This window comes from Streptomyces sp. NPDC006283, from assembly GCF_040613325.1.
Classification (GTDB): domain Bacteria; phylum Actinomycetota; class Actinomycetes; order Streptomycetales; family Streptomycetaceae; genus Streptomyces.
Genome location: NZ_JBEXRZ010000306.1, coordinates 1 through 6,565, shown reverse-complemented (window position 1 = coordinate 6,565; position 6,565 = coordinate 1). Strand labels below are relative to the sequence as shown.

7 protein-coding genes are annotated in these 6,565 nt (G+C 70.8%); 4 read left to right on the top strand and 3 right to left on the bottom strand.

The annotated features are described in order from the left end of the window. Nucleotides 1-3 precede the first annotated feature (3 nt). Nucleotides 4-369, top strand: coding sequence for a VOC family protein (locus tag ABZ070_RS34470; protein ID WP_356639803.1), 366 nt, complete (start codon nt 4-6; stop codon nt 367-369). A 110-nt stretch (nt 370-479) separates the two neighbouring features. On the opposite strand, the gene ABZ070_RS34465 is transcribed toward ABZ070_RS34470, so the two are convergent. Further along, nucleotides 480-1,583 (bottom strand): hypothetical protein, encoded by a 1,104-nt coding sequence (locus ABZ070_RS34465; protein ID WP_356639801.1) that lies wholly within the window; start codon nt 1,581-1,583, stop codon nt 480-482. Between the two features lie 115 nt (nt 1,584-1,698). Between ABZ070_RS34465 and dapD the strand changes: the two genes are divergently transcribed. Next, nucleotides 1,699-2,688, top strand: a complete 990-nt coding sequence (gene dapD, locus ABZ070_RS34460) for a 2,3,4,5-tetrahydropyridine-2,6-dicarboxylate N-succinyltransferase (RefSeq protein ID WP_356639799.1) — start codon at nt 1,699-1,701, stop codon at nt 2,686-2,688. A gap of 120 nt (nt 2,689-2,808) precedes the next feature. Beyond that, entirely contained in the window at nt 2,809-3,012 is a 204-nt protein-coding gene (locus ABZ070_RS34455; RefSeq protein ID WP_356639797.1) for a hypothetical protein, read from the top strand. Here ABZ070_RS34455 and dapA read toward each other — a convergent pair. After that, entirely contained in the window at nt 2,997-3,917 is a 921-nt protein-coding gene (gene dapA / locus ABZ070_RS34450; RefSeq protein ID WP_356639795.1) for a 4-hydroxy-tetrahydrodipicolinate synthase, read from the bottom strand. The genes ABZ070_RS34455 and dapA overlap by 16 nt on opposite strands. A gap of 126 nt (nt 3,918-4,043) precedes the next feature. On the opposite strand from dapA, the gene ABZ070_RS34445 reads away from it, so the two are divergent. Further along, entirely contained in the window at nt 4,044-4,625 is a 582-nt protein-coding gene (locus ABZ070_RS34445) for a DUF4232 domain-containing protein (protein ID WP_356639793.1), read from the top strand. 44 nt (nt 4,626-4,669) lie between these two features. Here ABZ070_RS34445 and ABZ070_RS34440 read toward each other — a convergent pair whose 3' ends face one another. After that, on the bottom strand, nt 4,670-6,478 hold the full coding sequence (locus ABZ070_RS34440; RefSeq protein WP_356639791.1) for an endonuclease/exonuclease/phosphatase family protein: 1,809 nt from the start codon (nt 6,476-6,478) through the stop codon (nt 4,670-4,672). Nucleotides 6,479-6,565 lie beyond the last annotated feature (87 nt).

The following is a 6,565-nucleotide window of genomic DNA, read 5'->3' as shown; positions in this document are numbered from 1 at the left end:
GGCATGGCCGTTTCTCTGTACCAGATCGCGATCGACTGTCATGACGCGAAAACCCTCGCCCGTTTCTGGGTCCAGGTCCTCGACTGGCAGGTCCTCCACGAGGACCCGGAAGAGACCGTCATCGGCGCGGACGCAAGCGCCCTGCCGGGCATCGTGTTCCTCACGGTTCCCGAGCACAAGACCGTCAAGAACCGGCTGCACCTCGACCTCACGCCCGATGACCAGGACGTGGAGGTGAAGAGGATCATCGGCCTCGGGGCGCGGCGGGTGGACGTGGGGCAGGGCGAGGACGCCACCTGGGTCACCCTCGCCGATCCCGAGGGCAACGAATTCTGTGTGCTGCGGCCGAAGAAGACGCTCCTCGACTAGGGTCCTTCGTTTGGATCAGGCCGGATCAGTGTGGGGGTCCCCCCCACGCCCGCAGGGCATTGTGCCGCGGCTACGGCATGCAATGGCCCTGACTCGGGCTGGGCTCCGACTCAATACCGGGGAGCGGCCGGTGGTGCCTGCGACGGCACGCCGGCCGCCTCGGCGAGGACCGGCGCCAGGTTCTCCGTGCGGATGCGCCGGTCGACGTAGAGCAGGCTCACCACCAGCTGAGGGAACGCGGCCGTCAGAGCCTGGCCGACGAGCGACGTGACCAGGCCGAACGCCAGGGACGTGATGACGATCGTGAGGGCGGCCCCGCTGGTGGACGCGTCGTCCGTCAGGCTCGGGCCGAAGAGGTTGAGGAGCGACAGCGGCAGCTGGACGAGGTAGCCGGCAACGCCCGCCATCGCGTAGGCCAGCAGCGAGATACCGAAGATCCGCCACCAGTCGCCGCGCACCAGCTGGGCGGAGCGGGTCATCGCCCCGATGGCGCCCTGCCCCTCGAACACGGCGGCGGCGGGGGCGAGGCAGAACTTCACCCAGAGCCAGACGGCCGCCGGGCCGGTGGTCAGCGCACCGAGGAAGCCGATCAGGATCAGCCAGCCGAAGTCGCCGCCCGTACCCTCCAGGCTCAGCGTGATGAGCGAGATGAACAGCGCGACGGCGGCGGCCGCGAACAGCAGCATCGGCACCGCCGCGATCAGCGCGGTGAGCAGGACACTGCCCATCACGGACCACATCCTCGCCAGGCTGCGGCCCCACACGGCGCCGAACGTCGACGGCCGGCCCAGGACCGCGTCCTGGAGGACGGCGGGACAGCTCGCGTAGACGAGCGCACTGGCCATCAGCATCACGAGCAGGCCGAAGAGGTACACCCCTCCGAAGGTGAGCAGGAGCGGCCAGACCTCGTCCCAGCCGGACGAGCCATCGGGGTCCAGCACCCGGTCGAGGCGGTCGGAGACCGCCGCGTACACGATGGCGATGGCGCCGCCGATGACCACGAGCGCCATGCCGTACGCGGCGAAGGCGATGCCGAGCAACTGCTTCCAGTGGCGGCCGATCGTCGCGAAGGCCCCGCCGAGTATCTCGCCGAGTCCGAGCGGCCCCAGCGGTACGACCCCCGGCTTGGGCGGCGGCGGCATCCAGCCGCCCCAGCCGGGCGGCGGGCCCGGTGGCGGGCCCAGTGGGCCGGGCGCGCCTGCGTGCGGTGGCATGTTTCCGTAGGTCATCGGTCCCCCCGAGTGCTTCTGCTGTTCGACCGCACACCGTAGCGCCCGTCAACTGAGACCGGTTGGCCCGGGTGGCGCCTCGCCGGTTAGGTTCTGTGTCATGACCGACACGCCCGCACCCCGTACCACCGGCGCCGTCGCCGCCGGCCTCGCCACCATCACCGCCGACGGCGTCGTTCTCGACACCTGGTTCCCCGCCCCCGAGCTCGTCGCGGAGCCCGGCCCCGCCGGCACCGAGCGGCTGACCGCCGAGCAGGCCGCAGAGCTCCTCGGTGCCGCCGCCACGAAGGCCGTCGGCCCCGACGCGCGACGCGGCGTGGAGGTCGTCGCCGTCCGCACCGTCATCGCCTCGCTCGACGACAAGCCGCTGGACGCCCACGACGCCTACCTGCGTCTGCACCTGCTCTCCCACCGGCTCGTCAAGCCGCACGGCCAGAGCCTGGACGGTTTGTTCGGGCTGCTCGCCAACGTCGCCTGGACCAGCCTCGGGCCCGTCGCCGTCGACCAGGTCGAGACGGTGCGCCTCAACGCCCGCGCCGAGGGCCTGCACCTTCAGGTCACCTCGATCGACAAGTTCCCGCGGATGACGGACTACGTCGCCCCGCAGGGCGTGCGCATCGCCGACGCCGATCGCGTCCGCCTCGGCGCACACCTCGCCGCGGGCACCACCGTCATGCACGAGGGCTTCGTCAACTTCAACGCCGGCACCCTCGGCACCTCGATGGTCGAGGGCCGCATCTCCGCCGGCGTCGTCGTCGGCGACGGCTCCGACATCGGCGGCGGCGCCTCCACCATGGGCACCCTGTCCGGCGGCGGCAACGTGATCATCGCCATCGGCGAGCGCTGCCTGATCGGCGCCGAGGCAGGCGTCGGTATCGCGCTGGGCGACGAGTGTGTCGTCGAGGCCGGTCTGTACGTCACCGCGGGCACCCGGGTCACGATGCCCGACGGGCAGATCGTCAAGGCCCGCGAGCTCTCCGGCGCGAGCAACATCCTCTTCCGCCGCAACTCGGTCACCGGCACCGTGGAGGCCCGCCCGAACAACGCGGTCTGGGGCGGCCTCAACGAGGTGCTGCACAGCCACAACTGAGTGCGGCGTTCCTCATCTCGTTCGTGTGACTCCGCGTGACCTCTTCCTCCTACAGGCAGATGAACAGGCCGGACGCGGAGTCACCCGTCCACTCCCGGACGGGCAAGGTGAGGAACCGACATGAAGACCAGGCCGACCGCTCTCGGCGTGCTCGCGCTGTTCGCCACGGTGTTTCCGCACGGAGTCGCACAGGCCGACGAGACCCACAACGCCTCGCACAACGGCCACAGCGTCTCCCTGATCTCGACGGGGCAGATCGACGACCCGCTCGAGGACGTGCTGGAGCATGCCGCGATCCTGGGCAGCACCTACGTGCGCGACTGAGACGGCGCCGGGAGCTGTCCGCCGGTCAGCTCCGTATACGCCAACAGCAGCCCGTCGGTCGCCTCGCGGCCGGCGGGCTGCAGCGGTTCGCGCACCGGCCCACCCGGCAGACCAAGCGCGCCGAGCAGCGCCTTCGCGGTCACCGTGCCCGGCAGTCCGGACGCCATCATCAGTTCGGCGAGCGGCAGCGTGAGCTGGTTCAGCCTCGTCGCCCGGGCATTGTCCCCGGCGTCGTGCGCGTCCAGGGCGGCGCGCAGCTGCGCGGGCGCGACGTTGGCCACGGTCGACACGAAGCCCGCGCCGCCCACCGCGTACAGGGGCAGATTGAGCTCCTCGCACCCCGAGTAGTACGCCAGGCCGCTGCGGGCGATCACCTTGGAGCTGGCCAGCAGGTCGTACGCGCAGTCCTTGACGGCCACGACCCGCGGATGCTCCGCGAGCCGCAGCATCGTGTCCGCCTCGATGCGGGTGCCCGTGCGGACCGGGATGTCGTACAGCATCAGCGGGATGCCCACCGCGTCCGCGACCCGGCGGAAGTGCGCCTCGACGGCGGCCTGCGGAGGGCGGCTGTAGTACGGGGTGACCACCAGCAGTCCGTCCGCGCCCGCCGCCTCGGCCGTCCGCGCCAGTTCGACGGTGTGCCGGGTGTCCGCGGTGCCGACGCCCGCGACGACAGCGGCCCGGTCGCCGACCGCCTGTGCCACCGCCCGCACCAGCGCGGCCTTCTCGTCGTCGGACGTGGTCGGTGACTCGCCCGTGGTGCCGGAGAGCACGAGGCCGTCGCAACCGCTGTCGACCAGGTGGGCGGCCAGTTTCTGGGCGCCGTCGAGATCGAGCACGCCGTCGTGGTCGAAGGGCGTGACCATGGCGCACAGGGCGCGGCCGAAGGGAGGGGAGGAGGTCATGTCGGCAGTGTGCGACGCATTGCTGCTTAGCTCCAGTTAATTCTGCTTGGTAAAACCATGAAGCAGTGCTACCGGGTAGTCCCGGACCTGGCATGATCGGCTGGGGCGGGACGGAAGAGGAACCTGATGATATGCACGGGTGGCCGTACGGCCGCAGCGGTGGTCGCCGCACTGGTCATGGCCGGACTGGTGAGCGGGTGCGAGGAGGGCGGCGCCGAGGCCGCCCCGGCGACACCCACGCCCACCACGACACCCACGCCCACCACGACACCCGCGCAAGGCACGTGCCCCGCATCCGGCGCGGTGGCCACTCTCGGTGAGGTGGACGCGGCGATGGGGCACCGGGCGGTCGTGCTCGAGCTGAGCAACTGCGGTGACAAGCCGTACCAGGTCAACGGCTACCCCGGGATCGGCGCCCTGGACGACGACCGCGACCCGCTGAAGCTGACCATCACTCACGGAAACGCCTACACCGACTCCTCGCGCGACCAGGGGCCGAAGCCGCTGACCGTCGTACCCGGCGGGAGCGTGCAGTCGGTGCTGCACTGGACGAACCGGGTCACGTCCGCCGAGGCGGTGACGCCCGGCGCCCACCTGGTCGTCACGCCGAAGGAGGGAGAGCAGGCGCAGACGCTGCCGTTCCTCCTGGACATCGGCACGTCAGGGGAACTGGACGTCACGGCCTGGGCGCGGGGCCCGCGCAGCTGAGCACAGCTGAGCGGACCCCGCGCAACCGGTGCGCCGGGGGCCGATCAGGGGCGGAAGCGCAGCACCTGCGGGTCGTGGTCGCTGTTCTGGTCCGAGAACTCCGCGTTGATGTGCACGCTGTCGTACGTGAAGTCGCGGATCGACGGGCTCGTCAGAATCTGGTCCAGGACCTGGCTGTTGCCCTGGTACACGTACGAGTAACGCTCCGAGCGGGGCAGCGACTTGACCGCCGGGTAGAGGGCTTTGCCGTCGGTCAGGGCCTTCGTCGTCTGCGAGAACTCGAAGTCGTTGATGTCGCCCAGCACCACGACGTCGGCCCTGCGGTCGGCCTTCAGGAGCTCCTTGACGAAGGTGTTGACCGCCTGGGCCTGCTGCAGACGCTTGGCCTCGGAGGAACGGTTCGGCGGCTGGTGGTGGGAGACGAGGGACTCGTCGCCGCCCTTCGAGCCGAAGTGGTTCGCGATCACGAAGACCGGCTTGCCGCGGAAGCTGAACTCGCCTGCCAGCGGCTTGCGGCTGTTGTCCCAGGCGGTGTTCGCGGGGTCGATACGGCCGGGCGAAAGTGTCAGGGCCGCCCGTCCCCGCTCCCCGCGCACGACACCGGTCGGCGTCGTCGCGTCGCCGCCCGCGCGGTCCGTGAACGAGACCCGCTCCGGGTTGAACAGGAACACCTGGCGGATGTTGCCGCCGGGCTCGCCGCCGTCCTTGTTGTTCTGCGGGTCGACGGATCGTGCCTCGTACGCGGGGCCCCCGGCGGCGGCGATCGCGTCCGTGAACTTCTTCACCGTCTGCCCGGAGCCGACCGTGCCGTCGTTCTTCGCGCCGTTGTCGTCCTGGATCTCCTCCAACGCGAGGATGTCCGGCGACGCGAGGTTCTCGACGACGGCCTTCGCCAGCGCGTCGAACTTCTCCTGGGGGTCGGACGGGTCCAGGTTCTCCACGTTGTACGTCGCCACCGCCAGCTCGCCGCTCCGCTGCGGGCGGGTCCTCTCGCGCTCGAGACCGCGGTCGTGGACCGTGCCGAGCGTGCGGGCGGTCAGCGTGTAGCCGCCGAACTGGTTGAAGTCCAGGGGCCCTTCGGTGGTGCCGGCGAGCACATCACCCACGTTCGCCTTCGGAAAGGGCTGCTCTGCGAGCGGGGTCAGCGACTGGATCTGCAGACGACCGGTGTTCTGCGACTCGTACGATCCGTAGACGGTGCCGCCGCGCCGGTTGTCGTTCTCCCACGGCTTCACGGTCACCCACAGCTCGGCGTACGGGTCCGTCGCCCCGACCACACGCGAGGTGCCGATGGTTACGTTCGAGCCCTCCAGCGACTCGTAGAAGTCCAGGGCGTACTCGCGGGGTTCGAGGGCGAGCCCGTTGATGCTGCCCGCCGCCGCCGGGTCGCCCTGCGGGGCGTACTCCGAAGGCACCGACCAGGCGGAGACGGTGACGGGCTCGGGCACCTCGTTGCCCGAGGAGACCACGCTGACGGTCGGCTTCGTTATCTCCGTCAGCGACTGGTTGCCGGACGACGTGCCGCCGGGGACGTACTCCGTGACCGTGCCGGAGACCAGCACCTGGTCGCCGACCGCGACCGTCGGCGCCGAGCCGGTGAACACGAAGACGCCCTCGCTGGTCGCCGCGTCGCCGTCCGCCTGCGGGTCCTGGAACCAGAAACCCTTCGAGCCGTAGGTCCGCACGCCCGTGACGATGCCCGGCACATCGGCCACCTGCTGCCCCACCAGCGGTGACACGCGGGTGTTGCCCTGGATGTCGTGGATCCGCACCTGGGAGGCGTCGGCGGCGGACGCGTCCGCGGATCCGGCGAGCAGGCCGGCGGCCAGCGCGGCGGCGACGGCGGCCGACATGGTGGAAGTTATCGGTACAGCGGGAAGGCATCAACGGCGTGCCGTACCGCAGCAAGGCGCTCTCCGCCCGCGGGCTCTACCCGCGCC